We start from the raw sequence: 16,217 nt of genomic DNA on the forward strand, positions 1-16,217 counted from the left end.
GACCCGCCGCTCGTCACTGCGCCGGTCGGACGATGCCGTTGTCCGGTGCCGAGACGTCGAACTCGACCTCGGTGTCGGGATCGCGCGACGCGTGGTCCGCGACGAGGGCCGCGAGCAGCGACGCCTTCGCGTCGGAGGCGTCCGGGCTGCCCCAGACCACGGTCGACCCGTCGTCGAGCGTGAGCGTGACGTCGTCGGCGGTGGTCGCCCGGACGTCCGTGACCTGCCGACGGACCGTCGACGGCAGCGACAGCACGACCTCGGTCATCGTCCGGAACACCGGCGAGCCGAGCTCGGCGCGCTGCACGTCGGCGACCGGCACGCCCTCCGGACGGTCCGGCGACGACTGCACCACGATGCCCGCCGGGTCGACCAGGTCGAACGAGTCCCCCGAGCGGACGGCGACGACGGGTGTCCGCTCCGTGACGGTCACGACGAGGGTGTGCGGCGGGACCTCCTCGGTGACGTAGCTCTCGATCAGCGGGAAGCCGGCGATGTCGCGCTTGACCTCGCCGAAGTCGATGCGGGCCAGCGGGGTGCCCACCTGGTCGGAGAGCGCCCGGCGGAGCGCGGTCGCGTCGACGCGCTCGGTGCCGCGGACCTCGATCGTGCGCAGGGCCATCAGCGGCGAGTAGACGGCGACCAGGATCGACGCGCCGAAGACCACCACGACGGTGCCCGCGGTGATCCAGGCAGCACGGCGGTGTCGTGCACGCCGGGTGAAACGCCGGACCTCGGCCCGCTCGAGCAGCCGACGGCGACGTCTCGCCACCCGTGCCTCGCGCGCGGTCTCGGCAGCGCGGACGCCGGCACCGATCGGGGACCCGTGCTCGTCGTCGGCCGCCGGGCGGGCAGCACCGGGCGCGTCGATCACGTCGGTGACGGTGGCCGCACCGGTCGCGTCGTCCGGGGTGGGCTCCTCCGTCGTCGGGTCGGCCGTGGTCGCGCCCGCACCGCGGGGCGCGGTGTCCGCACCGGGGCGCGACGCGGCGCCGCCGTCACGGGCAGCGGCGGACGTCCTGCCCGCGTGGTCCTCGTCCGGGGTGTACTCGCGCAGGCGCTCGGCCACGGTCGACCAGCCGGCACCGAGGCGGCGGCCGGCGGCGCCGGCGAGGGCGCCCGCACGCTCGCGCTGACCCTGCGCAGACGGCGGCTTCGACGAGGATCTCGGCGTCGCGCGGTGCTCGTCGGGACCTGGCGCGGCGGTGGGGACGACCGGCTCGTCGACGGGGGCCGGCGGGGCGGTGGTGGGTCGCGCCTCCCGGCCGTCCGCCGCCGCGCCGCGTGCCGGTCGACGCGACGTCAGGGGACCACGGCGCTGCCGCGGGGCGCGGGCACCGTCGGCCGGGGCCTCCGGTTCCTCCGGACGCCCGTCGAAGCCCTCGGGACGCTTCACTGCGCGCGGTCCCCGTCGCCGTCGTGCCGCAGCGCGCCGAGCACCTGCGGGATGATCCGGTAGACGTCGCCGCAGCTGAGCGTCATGACGATGTCACCGTCGCGGGCGACCTCGGCCGCGCGGGCAGCGGCGTCGTCCCAGTCCGGCAGGAACTCGACCCTGGACTGGTCCACGAAGCGCTCCTGCACGAGGGCACCCGTGACGCCGGGCTCCGGGTCCTCGCGGGCGCCGTAGACGTCGAGCACGACCGTGTGGTCAGCCAGCTCCTCGTAGACGCGGGCGAAGTCGCCGGCCATGAGCCGCGTGCGCGAGTACAGGTGCGGCTGGTGGATCGCGATGATCCGACCGTCGCCGACGACGTTGCGTGCAGCGCGGAGCGCGGCCGCGACCTCCGTGGGGTGGTGCGCGTAGTCGTCGTACACCGAGACCCCGCGCTCGACACCGTGCAGCTCGAAGCGACGCTCGGTGCCGCCGAACGCCTCGATCCCCCGGATCGCGTCGGCGGGCGCGACACCCAGCCCGGTGAGCACCGCGAAGGCGCCCACCGCGTTGACGGCGTTGTGGCGGCCGGGCACCCGGAGCGTCATGTGGTGGTGTTCCCCGCCGGCGCGCAGGTCGACCTCGACGCTCGCCGCCTCGACGATGCGCTCGATGCGGACGTCGGCGTCGGCGGCCTCGCCGAAGGTGACGACCTCGGGTGCGTGCTCGCGTGCCCGCACGCCCTCGGTGACGCGCTTCGCGCCCGCGTCGTCGCTCGACACGACGATGCGCTCGCTCGCCTTCGCGGCGAACTCGACGAAGGCGTCGATGAAGGCCTGCTCGCTGCCGTAGTGGTCGAGGTGGTCGGCGTCCACGTTCGTGATGAGCGCGACCGCGACGTCGTAGAGCAGGAACGACCCGTCGGACTCGTCCGCCTCGACGACGAAGAGGTCGCCGGCGCCGGGGGCCGAACTCGTGCCGAGCGACTGGATGACGCCGCCGTTGACGAAGCTCGGGTCGAGACCGAGCTCGACCATGGCGGTCACGATCATGCCCGTCGAGGTGGTCTTGCCGTGCGCGCCCGCGACCGCGACGAGGCGGTGCTCGGCGATCAGCGCGGCGAGGGCCTGGGACCGGTGCAGCACCGGGAGCCCGCGACGCTGCGCCTCGAGGAGCTCGGGGTTGTCCGGCCACAGCGCGCTCGTGACCACCACGGTGTCGGCGTCGGCGAGGTTCGCGGCGTCGTGGCCGATGTGCACCTCGGCACCGAGGTCGCGCATCGTGCCGGTCGTCGCGGTCTCGCGGGAGTCGCTGCCCGTGACCCGGTGCCCGGCGGCCAGGAACATCCGCGCGATGCCGCTCATCCCAGAGCCGCCGATGCCGACGAAGTGGACCGTGCCGAGGTCGTCCGGGATCGGCTGGGTCAGGTCCGGCTTGATGGTCATCGTTCCTCCGTGGTGCTGGTGCTGGTGCGCTGCGCGGCCTCGCGCACGAGGGCCGTCATCCGGTCCGCCCCGTCGCGGTGTCCGACGCTGCCGGCTCGGACGGCCATGTCGGCGATCCGCGCACGGTCACGCAGGATCGGCAGCAGCTGGAACGTCACCCACTCGTCCGTGAACGCCGCGTCGTCGACGAGCACCGCTCCCCCGGCGCCGACGACGTCCGCCGCGTTGTGCCGCTGCTCGCCGTTGCCGACCGGGTACGGCACGAGCACGCTCGGCAACCCGACGGCCGTCAGCTCGCACACCATGCCGGCGCCCGAGCGGGACACGACGAAGTCGGACGCGGCGTAGGCCAGGTCCATGCGGTCGCAGTACGGCAGGACGTGGTAGCCGTCGAGGTCGCTCGGTCCGATGTCGGACTTGCCGCCGACGACGTGCAGGACCTGCCACCCGGCGTCGACGATCGCCGTCGCCGAGCGGTTCACCGTCGTGTTGATGCTCCGCGCACCGGACGAGCCGCCCGTGACGAGCAGCACCGGGCGCTCCGCGTCGAGGCCGAACTCGGCCAGGCCCTCGGCCCGCGCGGCACGGCGGTCGAGCGTCTCGACCTCCCTGCGGAGCGGCATCCCGACCACGCGTCCGTGGCGCAGGTGGGTGTTCGAGAACGTCAGGCCCACGTGCCGGGTCAGCAGGGCGGCGAGCCGGTTCGCGAGCCCGGGCTTGGCGTTCTGCTCGTGCACGACGATCGGCGTCCCGGTCCGCTTCGCAGCGATGTACGCCGGCGCCGCCGCGTAGCCGCCGACGCCCAGGACGACCTCGACGTCGTGCTCGCGGATGAAGCGCTCGGTGCGTCGGACCGCACCGAGGAAGCCGCCGGGGAACCGGAGCGCCCGGGCGTCGAGCCGGCGCGGGAAGGGCAGGCGCGGGATCGTCAACAGCTCGTAACCGCGCATCGGCACGAGTCGCGACTCGAGCCCCTCGGCGGTGCCGAGGACGAGCACGCGGGCGTCCGGGTCCTGTTCGGTCAGCCGGTCGGCGACCGCGAGCAGCGGGTTGACGTGTCCGGCGGTGCCACCGCCGGCGAAGAGGTAGGTGCTCACCGGAGCACTCCGTTCTGTGGTGCGGAGCCGGCGCGCGGTGCCGCGGTCCGGCCCTTGCCGGGCAGTTCGCGGGCGAAGGACAGCACGACGCCGATCGCCACGAGGGTCATGATGAGGGCCGATCCACCGGCCGAGATGAGCGGCAGCGGCACGCCGAGGACCGGCAGCAGGCCGAGCACCACCGCGATGTTGACGAGCGCCTGCCCGATGATCCAGGCGAGGATCGCGCCCGTGACCGTCCGGACGAACGGGTCGTCCGACTGGCGGATGACCTTGATCATGCTGACCGCGAGGACGATGAACAGCGCCAGCACGACCACGGCGCCGATGAGCCCGAGTTCCTCGCCGATGATCGCGAAGATGTAGTCGTTGTCCGCCTCGGGCAGCCACGACCACTTCGCCTTCGAGTTGCCCAGGCCGACGCCGAACACGCCACCGGACGCCAGGGCCCACATGCCGTGCACGGGCTGCCAGCAGAGGTCCTGGTACTGGTTCGAGTCGGTGCAGCCGGAGAGCCACGCGTTGATGCGGTACTGCCGCGAGGCCGACGCCATCGTGACGAACGGCAGCACGACGGCGACCGCCCCGAGGATGACGAGCAGGTGCTTCGCCCGCGCGCCCCCGATGAAGAGCGCACCGAGCAGCAGGACCAGCATGATCATCGCGGTTCCCTGGTCACCGCCGAGCAGCACCATCCCGAGCGGCAGCACCGTCGCGATGCCGACCGGCACGAACAGTTCCTTCCACTCCCGCAGCCGGTCACGCTTCACGTAGATGATCGCGCCGACGGCCAGGGCGATGCCGAGCTTGACGGCCTCGGACGGCTGGGCGCTGAACGAGCCGAGCTTGATCCAGTTCCGGTTGCCCTGGATCTCGATGCCGAGCGGCGTGTAGACGAGCAGCTGCAGGACCAGCGCCGCGGCGAGGATCCGCATCGCCCACTTCCGCCAGAGACGCGCGGGGACGCGGCTCGCGACGAGCATGAGCGGGACGCCGAGCACGGCGTACAGCCCCTGCTTGGACGCTGCGCCGAAGAAGTCGTGGGTGGCGGCGTACTGCTCGACGCTCGACGACGACAGCACCATCACGACGCCGAACACGACGAGGAAGAGCGTGACGCCCAGGATCGTGTAGAAGGTGCTCGACTCGGCGACGAAGACGTTCTTGACCGCGACGACGGCGCCCCGCGCACGGCGCTGCGGACCGGCGTGCTCGCCGCCCGCGGACGCGGTTCCCGTGTGTCCGGTGCTGCCCGTCGTGCGGCCGCCGCTACGGCCGCTCGGGAGATCCGTGGTCGCCATCGGCTGTGCCTCCCAGGTGTTCGTGGACCGCCGCCGCGAACCGGCGCCCCCGGTCCGCGTACGAACCGAACTGGTCGAACGACGCCGCCGCGGGGGCGAGGAGGACCGTGTCGCCCGGTCGTGCGACCGATGCGGCATGCCGGACCGCCTCGGGCATGACGTGATCAGTGTCCGTCGCCTCGACCTGCAGGACCGGGACCGTCGGCGCGTGTCGCGCGAATGCCTCGAGCACCGGTGTGCGGTCCGTCCCGATGACGACGACCGCTCGGGCCGTGGGGCCGAAGCGCTCGACGAGGCCGTCGATGTCGACGCCCTTGAACTGCCCGCCGACGATCCAGACGACGGTCTCGAACGATGCCAGCGATGCCGTGGCGGCGTGCGGGTTGGTCGCCTTCGAGTCGTCGACCCAGGCGACGCCGTCCGCCGTCGCGACGTGCTCGGTCCGGTGGTGGTCGGCGCGGAAGCCCTGCACGGCAGCGCGGATGTGCGCGGGCTCGACGGCGGCAGCACGCGCGAGGGCGGCCGCGGCGAGGACGTTCATGGTCATGTGCGGACTGGCGAGCCCGGCCTGCTCGAGGTCCGCCACGGTGGCGAACTCGAGCGCGCTGTTGCGCCGGTCTTCGGTGAAGGCGCGGTCGCAGAGCACGTCGTCCACGATCCCGACGTCGCCCGGCGCGGGGACCCCGGGCGTGAAGCCCACGGCACGGCACCCCTCGACCACGTCGGCGCCCTCGACCATGCGACGGGTCGCCTCGTCCGAGGTGTTGTAGACGCAGGCCGACACGGTGCGCTCGTAGACCTTGGCCTTCGCCGCGCGGTACGCCTCCGCCGACCCGTGCCACTCGAGGTGGTCGTCCGCGATGTTGAGGCAGGTGCTCGCGAGCGGCACGACGGCACCGTCGCCCGAGGTGGGCATGTAGTGCAGCTGGTGGCTCGAGAGCTCGACGACCAGCACGTCGAAGCCCTCCGGGTCACGGACGACGTCGAGCACCGGTACGCCGATGTTCCCGCAGGCGACCGCGCGGAGCCCGGCGGCCGCGAACATCGCGGTCGTCAGCTGCGTCGTCGTGGTCTTGCCGTTCGTCCCCGTGATGGTCACCCACGGTGCGGCGATCGGGCCACGGACGACCTTGTCGCGCACGCGCCAGGCGAGCTCGATGTCCCCCCACACGGTGCTGTGCTCGACCGCCCAGCGGACCGTGGCGTTGTGTGGCGGCAGACCGGGCGACACGACGACGACGTCCGGGGCCTGGGCCACGAGGGCGGCCGGCACGGTGTCGAGCGACGTGCGCTCGAACCGGGCGCCGATCACGTCGAGCAGCTCCACGGTGTCGGCGGGTCCGTCCGGCGCGAGGACGACCACGTCGCTGCCGAGCTCCACGAGCGTGTCGGCGACGGAGAAGCCGGTCGAGCCGAGGCCGAGCACGGCGACCCGCAGCCCCTTCCAGCCCTCGGCGTACCAGCTGTCGAGTCCTTCGAGGCGGGCGTCAGCCGACACGGGCGATCCACTCCAGGTAGAAGAGCCCGACACCGGCCGCGACGCAGAGCCCCGCGATGATCCAGAACCGGACGACGACGGTCACCTCGGCCCACCCCTTCAGCTCGAAGTGGTGGTGCAGCGGGCTCATCCGGAAGATGCGCTTGCCGTGGGTGATCTTGAAGTAGGCGCGCTGCAGGATGACCGAGCCGGTCACGATGAAGAACAGGCCACCGATGAGGATCAGCAGCAGCTCGGTGCGGCTGAGGATCGCCAGGCCGGCCAGCGCTCCGCCGAGGCCGAGCGAACCGGTGTCGCCGAGGAAGATCTGCGCCGGCGAGGTGTTGTACCAGAGGAACCCGATCAGGCCACCGCAGACCGCGGCCGCGACGACCGCGAGGTCGAGCGGGTCGGACGTGCTGTAGCAGGCGTGCGCGGTGCTCTCGTCGAGTCGGACGCCGCCGCAGATCTGGTTCGACTGCCAGAAGCCGATGATGACGTACGACCCGATCGCCAGGATGCTCGAGCCGGTGGCGAGGCCGTCCAGCCCGTCGGCGACGTTCACGCCGTTCGACGTGGACACCGTCAGCAGCACGATCCACGCGAGGTACAGGATCGTCCCGATGACGGTTCCGAGGACCATGAAGTCCAACCACGGGACGTCGCGGATCGCGGAGATCATCGTCGATGCCGGGGGCTTGCCGTTGCCGGTCGGCACGACGAGGGCGATCGTCGCGAACACGACGCCGACGATGACCTGCCCCAGGACCTTCGCCCAGCCGCCGAGCCCGAGGCTCCGCTGCCGACGGACCTTGAGGAAGTCGTCGATGAACCCGACGAACCCGAGCCCGACCATGAGGAAGAGCACGAGCAGTCCGGACAGCGTGACCGAGTCGCGGCCCACCAGGTGTCCGACGAAGTAGCCGAGCACCGCGCCGATGATCAGGACGATGCCGCCCATGGTGGCGGTACCGCGCTTCGTGTGGTGTGACTGCGGGCCGTCGTCACGGATGAACTGTCCCCAGCCGAGGCGGTGGAACAGCTTGATGAAGAGCGGTGTGAGCAGCAGTGTGAACACCAGCGCCACGGCGCCGGCGACGAGGAGCGCGATCATTCGGTGACACCTCCGAGGCGGTCGCCGAGGAATCGCAGTTCGGCGGACTTCGAGGACTTGACGAGGACGACGTCGCCGGGGCGGACCATCTCCTGCAGGGCGTGGACGGCTGCGTCGACGTCCTCGATGTACACGGACTCGCCGTCCCACGATCCCTCGAGGGTGGCGGCCTGGTGGATCGGCGCGGCGCCGGGTCCGACGACCACGAGCTGTCCGATGCCGAGACGGACGACGAGCCGACCGATGCGGTCGTGCTCCTCCGTCGAGAACTCCCCGAGCTCCGCCATCTCGCCGAGCACGGCGACGGAGCGCTCCCCCGGACGCACGACCTGCGCCAGGGTGCGGAGCGCCGCGGCCGTCGAGTCCGGCGACGCGTTGTAGGCGTCGTTGATGACGGTCACGCCCTCCGGTCCGCCCTGGAGCAGCTCCATGCGCCAGCGCTCGGCCCGCGTCATCGACGCGAGCGCCTCGGCGCCGGCGGCGAGCGGGACGCCCCACAGGTGGGCGACGGTGAGGGCGGCCGACGCGTTCATCGCGTGGTGCTCGCCGAGGATGGCGAGGCGGACGTCGACGGTCTGCGGGACCGGGGACGTGCCTCCAGGACGGTCCGCGGCGGCCTCGGCCGGGACGGGAGGCGCGGTGAGCGTGAAGCGCGTACCGCTGCGGTCCGTCTCGATGCCGGAGACGCGGTAGTCCGCGCCGGCGGACGTGCCGAAGCCGACGACGGTCGCGTCGGTGAGGGCACGCATGGACGCGACGCGGTCGTCGTCCACGTTGAGCAGTGCGGTCGCGGTGGCGGGCAGGTCGGTGACCATCTCCGACTTCGCGCGCTGGGTCGCCTCGATCCCGCCGAACTCGCCGGCGTGTGCGAGCCCGACCTTCAGGACGACGCCGACGTCCGGCTCGGCGATCGCGACGAGCTTGGCGATGTGCCCCTGGCCGCTGGCACCCATCTCCACGACGAGGAACCGCGTGTCGTGGGTGATGCGGAGCATCGAGACGGGGGCGCCGACGTGGTTGTTGAACGATCCCTGCGGCGCCACGGTCGCACCGTGCTGCTCGAGGATCGTGCGGAGCATGTTCTTGGTGCTCGTCTTGCCGTTCGAGCCGGTGATCCCGACGACGCGCAGCGGCGCCGGCAGTCCCTGCTCGTCGACGCGGTGGGCGCTCGAGGCGCGGACCCGCGCCACGACCTCGTGCGCGAGGGCGGCGAGGGCGGCGTAGCCGTCGGACACGACGACCTGCGCGGTGCCGGCGCCGTCGGGCAGGTCGACGGCGCGCTCGGTCACGACCAGGGCCGCACCGGCCTCGACCGCGTTCGGCACGAAGCGGTGGCCGTCGGTCTCCTCCCCGAGCAGCGCGAAGAACACGCTGCCGGTGTCGACGAGGCGCGAGTCGGTCTCGACGCTGCCGTCGACGACCTGCTCCGGGGCACCGCTGACGAGCTCGCCGCCGATCGCGGCGGCGATCTCGGCGAGGGTCAGGGCGATCATCGGGTCTCCTCCGCCGGGCCGGAGTTCGGCTCCCAGCCGGCCTCGCGCAGTGCCTGCCGGGCCTCGTCACGCGCCGAGTAGGGCGTCCGGACGCCCGCGATGTCGCGGTAGTCCTGGTGGCCGGGGCCGGCCCAGAGGATCGAGTCCCCGTCGCCGACCAGGCTCACGGCCGTGCGGATCGCCGCCTCCGGCGGGCTGACCTCGTACGTCTCGTGGTCCGGGTAGGCCTCGCGCGCGGCGTCGACCAGGGTCTTCCGGATGGACGCGGCGTCCTCGAAGCGAGGGTGGTGGTCCGTGACGACGAGGATGTCGCTCCCCGCGGCGGCGACGCGCGCCATGTCGCCGCGCTTCGTCGTGTCGCGGTCGCCGTCGGCGCCGAAGAGCATGAGGACCCTGCCCGGCGTGAACTGCCGGACGGCCGCCAGCGTGTTCTCGAAGGCGTCGGCGCTGTGACCGAAGTCGACGTAGACGCTCGGGCCGGCGTCCCCCGACACCCGCTCGGTCCGACCGGGCAGGTAGCACTCGATGGCGCTGACCGGCTGCTCGTCGGTCTCGTCCGCGTAGTGCCGGTGGTTCGAGCCGAGGGCGTGCGCGATGGCGCCGAGCTCGAACCCGCCCTCGACGAGCATCACGATCGCGAGCGCCGCGTTGGCCGCCATGTGCCAGCCGATGAGCGGCACACGGGTCGTGAGCTCACGCCCCTCGGGCCCGGTGAGGCGGAACTCGGTGTAGGCGGCGTGCGCCTCGACGATGTCGACGTGCCACTCGGCCTCGACCTCGGGGTGCACCGTGATCGTCGTGACGGGGATGCGGGAGTCCTGCACCACGCGGTGGCCCCAGTCGGTGTCCAGCGAGACGACGCCGCGACGGGCGTGCTCGGGCTGGAACAGCGGGAGCTTCGCCTGGTAGTACTCCTCCATGTCGGCGTAGTCGTCGAGGTGGTCGTGGGACAGGTTCGTGAACCCGGCGACGTCGAACACGATGCCGTCGACGCGATGGCGGCTCAGGGCCTGGGCGCTGACCTCGACGGCGACGGCGCGGACCTCGGACTCGCGCATGCGGGCCAGGAGCGCGTGCATCTCGCTCGCCTCGGGGGTGGTCAGGCGGCTCGTCACGCTGAGCGAGCCGATGTGGCGCTCCGCGGTCGAGCTGAGGCCGGTGACCAGGCCGAGCTGCTTGAGGATGCCCTCGAGGATGTACGACGTGCTGGTCTTGCCGTTCGTGCCCGTCGTCGCGAAGAGCTGCGGCAGGTCGGTGGCCTCGTCCGGGTGGGTGCGGTAGACCCACGCCGAGACGTCGCCGAGCGCGGCGCGCGGGTCCTCGACCACCAGCACCGGCAGGCCGGAGGGCTCGGCGAGTGCGACGCCGTCGGCGTCGGTCAGCACCGCGACGGCACCGCGCTCGGCGGCCTCGGTCGCGAACTGGGCGCCGTGTCGGTTCGCGCCGTGCACGCCGACGAACAGGTCACCCGGCTGCACCTCGGCAGCGCTCAGCGTGACGCCCGTCGTCTCGACGGCGTCGACGGAGCCGACCACGCGCATGCCGAACGCGTTCGCGAGTTCGGCGACGCTCCTCGGGGTCGGGTGTTCCGGTCGGAGGACCGGGGGGATCCGTGCGGACAAGTGCTCCTTCTTCCTCACCACGTGGACGGGTACAGCTGCGCCTCGGCCGTGGAGGGGGCTACTCGGTACTTCTCGAGCACCTGGGACATGAGAGTGCGGAACGCCGGAGCCGCTCCGCTGGACCACTTGTTGGTCTGCGGCTTCGTGAACGTCACCGTGACAACATACTGGGGGTCCTCGGCGGGTGCCATTCCGGCCACCGAGGTGATGCGCTGGCCGCCGTAGCCCTTCCCGCCCTCGGCGACCTCGGCGGTACCGGTCTTCGCCGCGATGTTGTAGCCGGAGATCGGCTTCATCCCGACGAGCGTGCCGCCCGTGACCACGCTCTGCAGCATCTTGACGGTCTGGTCGGCTGCCGCAGCGGACACGACGCGCGTGCCCTCCACGTCGGGCGCGTCGATCATCTTTCCGTCCGAGGTCTTGCAGCCCTTCACCATGTGGAGCGGGATCCGGACACCCTGGTTGGCGAGGGTCTGGAACACGCTCGCGACCTGGACGGCGGTCGTCGAGATGCCCTGCCCGAACATCGAGTTGATGTTCGTCTGCTGGTCCCAGTCCGGGCTCGCGCCGTACTGCATGCCCGGCTGGCCGGGGTACTGGATCGCCGACTCGGGCTCGAACAGGCCGAACTTCTTCATGTAGTCGTACCGCTGCTGGGTCGACAGCCGCTCGCCGAGCTCGGTGATGCCGACGTTCGAGGAGTTCTGCAGGATGCCGGTCAGCGTCAGGTTCTCGGTCGGGTGGAGCTCGGAGTCCTGGATCTTGCCGCCCCACGGGAAGGACCGCGAGTACGGCACCACCGCTCGGTCGGTCGGGCTCGACTTGCCCTGGTCGATGAGCGCGGCCGCGATCGCCGCCTTGATGGTCGAACCGGGCTCGTAGGTCGAGGTCAGCGCACGCGAGCCGTACGCACCCTTGTCCGTGGTCGCGTCGACGTCGTTCGGGTCCACGGTGGGCCAGTCGGCGACGGCGAGGAGCTCACCGGTCTTGACGTCGACGACGGTCGCGGTCGCGGACTCCGCCTGCAGCGACTGCGCCGCCGACGCGATCGTCTGCTGCGCCATGTACTGCAGGTCACTGTCGATGGTGGTCTCGAGCGTGCCGCCGTCCTTGGCCTGCTCCGTCGTCCGGGTGCTCCCGGGGAGCTGCACGCCGTCCTCGCCGCGCTCGTACGTCTCCGAGCCGTTCTTGCCCGCGAGGCACTGGTCGTACGAGTACTCGAGGCCGGCCTGGGCGCCGTCGGTGCCCATGAACCCGGTCAGCGCACCGCCGGTGGCACCCATCGGGTAGACGCGGGCGGACTGCTGCTCCTTGTAGACCCACGGGATGCCGAGGGCGACGACCGCCTCGTAGTGCTTCACGTCGAGCCCCTTGACCAGGTAGGCGAAGTCCGACTTCGGGTCGGCCGCGATCGCCTTCTGCATCGCCTGCACGTCACCGCCGGACGCCTTCGCCAACGCCTGCAGGGCGTCGTCCACCGAGACCTTCTTCGTGCGCTCGCCGCCGAGCTTGCCGTCGAAGCCCGCGACGAGTCGTGGCGAGGTGACGATGTTGTAGCGGTTGACGCTCTCCGCGAGTTCGGTGCCGTTGCGGTCGACGATCGCACCGCGGTTGCCGTAGATGGTGACCGGGATGCTCCGCTTCGCCTTCGACGCCTCGTTCAGCGCCGCTGCCTGCACCACCTGGATGTCGACCAGTCGGATCACGAAGACCGCCACGAGGGCGATCACGGCGATGATGACCACGCTGTAGCGCAGTCGAGGGTTGCGGATCGTCTTCGTCACGCGGTGCGGTCCTTCCCGGGTGGTGCGGCAGTCTGATCCCGCCCGCAGGTCACCGGGTGGTGGGTGCCTGGAGCGGGTTCGCGTCGGACTCTACGTCGGTGGTCGAGCCGGTCCGTCCCGACTCGCTGGTGCCTGCGCTCTTCTCAGTGTCGGCCGTCGCAGCAGCCTGCTGGGCACCGGTCGCCGACGTCCCGCCCGCGCTGGTGTCCGTGCTGCCGCCGGTCGTGCTCGTGGTGCCGTCGGCCGGGGTCGCACCGGTGCCGGCGGCACCGTCGGTCGTGCTCGCCCCGCCGGCGGACGCGTCCGGGCCGGCGGCGAGCGGGACCGGGTCGAGGAGCGCGTTCGGCACCTGGTTGTCGCCGCTCGCGGTCGCCTCGTCGGGGGCCGCCGGGGTCGGCGTGCCGTACACGTGGCCGGTCTTCGGGTCGAGGTACACCGGGGTGGAGTTCGCGATCATCCCCAGCGCCTTCGCGTTGCGCGCCAGGTTCTGCGGCGAGTCGAGCACCCGGAGCTCCTCGGAGAGCGACTGCTGCGTCCGGGAGAGCCCCGTCTGCTCGGCGCCGAGCGAGTCCAGCGTGTACGCCCCCTGGCTCAGCACCATGCTGATGCCGAGCTGCGCGAGGAGCAGCACACCGAGCGACACGACGCCGACCACCGCGTAGGCGATCTTCGGCCGTGCTCGGCGCTGCGCCCTGGACGGCGCGACCTCGACGAGCTCGGGTCGCTCCCGGCGCGGTGGGTGCGGGGCACGGGTCGGTGCGCCGACGGGGTCGACGAGTGCGAGGTTCGTGCTCATGTCACTTCCGGATCCGCTCGGCCGCGCGCAGGCGCACGGGGATGGCTCGGGGGTTGGCGGCGCGTTCGGCCTCGTCGGCCAGTTCCGCGCCCTTGACGACGAGGGAGTAGGTGGGAGCGTGCTCCGGCAGCTCGACGGGTAGTCCTGCCGGGGCGCTCGAGGTCGTGCGCTCGACCAGTGCCCGCTTCACGAGGCGGTCCTCGAGCGACTGGTACGACTCGACGACGATCCGACCACCGACCGCGATCACGTCGAGCGCGGCGGGGATCGCCCGCTCGAGCACGGCGAGCTCGGCGTTGACCTCGATGCGGAGCGCCTGGAACACGCGCTTGGCCGGGTGCCCCTGCCGCTGCACGGCCACGGGTGTCGCGTCGTGCAGCACCTGGACGAGGTCACCCGACATCTCGAACGGGCGCTCGGTGCGACGCTCGACGATCGCGCGGGCGTACCGGCCGGCGAGCTTCTCCTCGCCGTACCGCTGGAAGATCCGGCGCAGCTCGCCCTCGTCGTAGGTCGCGAGGACGTCGGCGGCGGTCTGCCCCTCGGTCCGGTCCATCCGCATGTCGAGCGGGGCGTCCTGGCTGTAGGCGAACCCGCGCTCGGCACGGTCGAGCTGCAGCGAGCTGACGCCGAGGTCGAACAGCACGCCGTCGACCTGACGGAAGCCCTCGCCCTCGACCGCGTCGACGATCCCGTCGTACACGGTGTGGACGAGGCGCACGCGGTCGCCGAAGCGAGCGAGCCGCTCCCCCGCGATGCCGAGGGCGTCGGTGTCCCGGTCGAGCCCGATGAGCGTGAGCTCCGGGAACCGTTCGAGCAGCGCCTCGGAGTGGCCGCCCATGCCGAGGGTCGCGTCGACGACGACCTTGCCCGGGCCGTCGAGGGCCGGGACGAACAGGTCGACGATGCGCTGGAGCATCACCGGCGTGTGCGGGAACTTCGGCTGGTCTTCGGCCATGTGCAGCCCCTGTGACCGTCTGGGCCACGCACCCGGATCCCCATCCATGCGACCTGACACCGGGGAAGGTGTGTCAGGGCACCACGGCTGGGAGTCCCGATCCGCGGATCAGAAGATCCCCGGGATCACCTCCTCGTCGTTGTCGGCGAAGCCCTCTTCGACCTCGGCGTAGTAGGCCTCCCACGCGGGGGTCGACCAGATCTCGGCACGGTCACCGCTGCCGATGACCGTGAGGTCCCGTTCGAGCCCCGCGTACTCACGGAGGTTCTGCGGGATCGTCACGCGGTTCTGCTTGTCCGGGGTCTCCGCGCTCGCTCCGGAGAGGAACAGGCGCATGTAGTCCCGGGTGCGCTTCGACGTCATCGGAGCCGTCCGGATCCGTTCGTGCAGTTGCTCGAACGTGTCCGCACTGAAGACGACGACGCAGCGCTCCTGCCCACGGGTCATCACGAGTCCGCCGGACAGTTCGTCCCGGAACTTGGCGGGGAGGATCACGCGACCCTTCTCGTCCAGCTTCGGGGCATGGGTACCGAGCAGCACGTCGGGGCCTCCCCTCCGCTCCACCGGACCGTCGTGATCCCCACTTTACTCCACTTCGCTCCCCGCGGAACGGTCGGCGCTCCCGAATCTGCCCCGATCCCCCGATCTGGAGTGGTAACCGGAGCTCGTAGCTCGCCTCTCTGCGAGTCACTTCCCCGGAAGCACGCGGACGTGGAGCGGAGTGGAGGGGGTGGAGGGAAGTGGAGGACATTCGCAGGCTCGGGAGCAGCCGAGGGCGCGCCGGACGGGAGGCTCGGCGCACGACCGCCCCGCGCCTCCCGTCCGATGCGTGCTCACGCCCATCGCCCCATCGCGCCCGTGGCGCACGTCGCGCCCCTCGCGCCCCTCGCGCCGTCGCGCCGTCGCGCCGTCGCGCGCGTCGCGCCGTCGCGCCGTCGCGCCCGTCGCGCCGTCGCGCCCGTTCCTTCCCATCACACCCGCGATGGCAGGCGGAACCGGGCGTACCTGATGGTTCCGTTCGACCCGGTACGCCCGGTTCCACCCGCTACCCCCGGTTCCACCCGCTACGCCCGATTCCACCCACTACGCCCGGTTCCACCCACTACGCCCGGTTCGACCAGGCACGCCCGGATTCGCCAGGGACAGCGGCAGGAGCACGGGGTGCGAGGGCGGGCACGGGTGCCACGGGCGGGTGTCACTGGCGGGCGGACGGCGCGGAGCAGCGGCCACGAGCACGACCGCGACCCCGGACACGACGACGGGGCCGGTCCCGAAGGACCGGCCCCGTGGAGGCGTGTGGCGGGCGTGCGGTGCGGCTACTGCTGCCCCGGGTCGTTGCGCTTGTCCCAGCGCTCGTTCATGCGGTCCATGAAGGAGCCACCGGAGGAGGACGGGCGCGACGGCCGACCCGCGGACTGCCCCTTCGCCCGCGGCGCCTTCGCCCCGGACTTCGACATCCGCATCCCCGGGCGCAGTGCGTAGAGCACGCCGGCGAGCATCACCACGAAGCCCGGCAGCCCGAGCCACGGCTGCTTCACGACGAGCGCCACGATGACGATGGCGATCCCCACGAGGGCACCGAGCACACCGATCGTGATGGACGTGTAACTCGCGCGTCCCTGGCGGCGCGTGACACGCGCCACGAAGTCGGAGTCGTTCTGGTAGAGGCTCCGCTCCATCTCTTCGAGGAGTCGCTGCTCTTGCTCCGAGAGTGGCATCTCGTTTCCCTCTTGTTCCTGGGGATGCTGTCTGACG

At 71.9% G+C, this 16,217-nt stretch carries 13 protein-coding genes; all 13 read right to left on the reverse strand.

Annotation, left to right across the window (positions count from 1 at the left end; all coding sequences use genetic code 11):
- Positions 1 to 13 precede the first annotated feature (13 nt).
- Positions 14 to 1,396: an FtsQ-type POTRA domain-containing protein gene (locus JOD95_RS16845; RefSeq protein WP_209683076.1), complete on the reverse strand. Its 1,383-nt coding sequence runs from the start codon at positions 1,394 to 1,396 to the stop codon at positions 14 to 16.
- The gene (gene murC / locus JOD95_RS03580) at positions 1,393 to 2,820 is read right to left on the reverse strand and encodes a UDP-N-acetylmuramate--L-alanine ligase (protein ID WP_209683079.1); all 1,428 of its coding nucleotides are present in this window, start codon (positions 2,818 to 2,820) and stop codon (positions 1,393 to 1,395) included. The genes JOD95_RS16845 and murC overlap by 4 nt, the downstream gene beginning before the upstream one ends.
- Positions 2,817 to 3,917, reverse strand: a complete 1,101-nt coding sequence (locus tag JOD95_RS03585) for a UDP-N-acetylglucosamine--N-acetylmuramyl-(pentapeptide) pyrophosphoryl-undecaprenol N-acetylglucosamine transferase (RefSeq protein ID WP_209683081.1) — start codon at positions 3,915 to 3,917, stop codon at positions 2,817 to 2,819. Before JOD95_RS03585 ends, murC begins: the two co-directional genes overlap by 4 nt.
- Complete coding sequence (ftsW, locus tag JOD95_RS03590; protein WP_209683083.1) at positions 3,914 to 5,218, reverse strand: putative lipid II flippase FtsW; 1,305 nt, start codon at positions 5,216 to 5,218, stop codon at positions 3,914 to 3,916. Before ftsW ends, JOD95_RS03585 begins: the two co-directional genes overlap by 4 nt.
- The gene (gene murD / locus JOD95_RS03595) at positions 5,187 to 6,716 is read right to left on the reverse strand and encodes a UDP-N-acetylmuramoyl-L-alanine--D-glutamate ligase (protein ID WP_209683085.1); all 1,530 of its coding nucleotides are present in this window, start codon (positions 6,714 to 6,716) and stop codon (positions 5,187 to 5,189) included. The genes ftsW and murD overlap by 32 nt, the downstream gene beginning before the upstream one ends.
- Positions 6,706 to 7,809, reverse strand: a complete 1,104-nt coding sequence (gene mraY / locus JOD95_RS03600) for a phospho-N-acetylmuramoyl-pentapeptide-transferase (protein ID WP_066653744.1) — start codon at positions 7,807 to 7,809, stop codon at positions 6,706 to 6,708. The genes murD and mraY overlap by 11 nt, the downstream gene beginning before the upstream one ends.
- Entirely contained in the window at positions 7,806 to 9,302 is a 1,497-nt protein-coding gene (gene murF / locus JOD95_RS03605) for a UDP-N-acetylmuramoyl-tripeptide--D-alanyl-D-alanine ligase (protein WP_066653743.1), read from the reverse strand. Before murF ends, mraY begins: the two co-directional genes overlap by 4 nt.
- Positions 9,299 to 10,924, reverse strand: coding sequence for a Mur ligase family protein (locus JOD95_RS03610; RefSeq protein WP_066658047.1), 1,626 nt, complete (start codon positions 10,922 to 10,924; stop codon positions 9,299 to 9,301). The genes murF and JOD95_RS03610 overlap by 4 nt, the downstream gene beginning before the upstream one ends.
- Positions 10,925 to 10,938: 14 nt before the next feature.
- Positions 10,939 to 12,708, reverse strand: coding sequence for a penicillin-binding protein 2 (locus JOD95_RS03615; RefSeq protein WP_066653741.1), 1,770 nt, complete (start codon positions 12,706 to 12,708; stop codon positions 10,939 to 10,941).
- A gap of 49 nt (positions 12,709 to 12,757) precedes the next feature.
- Positions 12,758 to 13,504 carry a hypothetical protein gene (locus tag JOD95_RS03620; protein WP_209683087.1) on the reverse strand — a complete coding sequence of 249 codons (747 nt, stop codon included), beginning with the start codon at positions 13,502 to 13,504 and terminating at the stop codon, positions 12,758 to 12,760.
- Position 13,505: 1 nt separating this feature from the next.
- Entirely contained in the window at positions 13,506 to 14,462 is a 957-nt protein-coding gene (gene rsmH / locus JOD95_RS03625; RefSeq protein ID WP_066653737.1) for a 16S rRNA (cytosine(1402)-N(4))-methyltransferase RsmH, read from the reverse strand.
- A 108-nt stretch (positions 14,463 to 14,570) separates the two neighbouring features.
- The gene (gene mraZ, locus JOD95_RS03630) at positions 14,571 to 15,002 is read right to left on the reverse strand and encodes a division/cell wall cluster transcriptional repressor MraZ (protein ID WP_058729729.1); all 432 of its coding nucleotides are present in this window, start codon (positions 15,000 to 15,002) and stop codon (positions 14,571 to 14,573) included.
- A 776-nt stretch (positions 15,003 to 15,778) separates the two neighbouring features.
- Positions 15,779 to 16,180, reverse strand: coding sequence for a DUF3040 domain-containing protein (locus tag JOD95_RS03635; RefSeq protein WP_066653735.1), 402 nt, complete (start codon positions 16,178 to 16,180; stop codon positions 15,779 to 15,781).
- Between the last annotated feature and the right edge of the window lie 37 nt (positions 16,181 to 16,217).

Origin of the sequence: Curtobacterium sp. 1310, assembly GCF_017834105.1 — a bacterium.
GTDB lineage: Bacteria > Actinomycetota > Actinomycetes > Actinomycetales > Microbacteriaceae > Curtobacterium.